Source organism: Massilia sp. 01N410 (assembly GCF_056399665.1).
Genome location: NZ_JBFTRV010000101.1, coordinates 1 through 349 on the forward strand (window position 1 = coordinate 1; position 349 = coordinate 349).

Sequence of the window (349 nt, forward strand, 5' to 3'; positions counted from 1 at the left end):
GAGCCAATTCCGAAGGGACGCCGACCGGTACGCGGGTCGGCAGCGAAGGCAAGGGCATGGCTTGACGCAGTTGCGCATCGAGTGTGCGTGGCTGTTCTCCCATTAACAACGCCAGGGCATTCATCAGGGCATTGCGGCGCTGGGTCAGTTCGGGAACCAAGGCTTTGATCGTCGCCAATTGCGCGCGAGCGGACGAGGTTTCGAAGCGCGTCGCGACGCCGTTACGCTCGCGGCTTTCGGCCAGGCCGAGGGTGCGTTCGGCAATCCTCAGATTTTGCTGTGCAATGTCCAGTTGTGCCTGCGTTCCGCGCAACTGCAAATAGGTGCGCGCCACTTCGGCGGACAAAGC

At 62.2% G+C, this 349-nt stretch carries 1 protein-coding gene; it reads right to left on the minus strand.

Annotated features, from left to right (window positions below; all coding sequences use genetic code 11):
• On the minus strand, nt 1-349 hold a 349-nt coding region (locus tag AC1DOP_RS27425; RefSeq protein ID WP_477254462.1), incomplete at both ends, for a TolC family protein.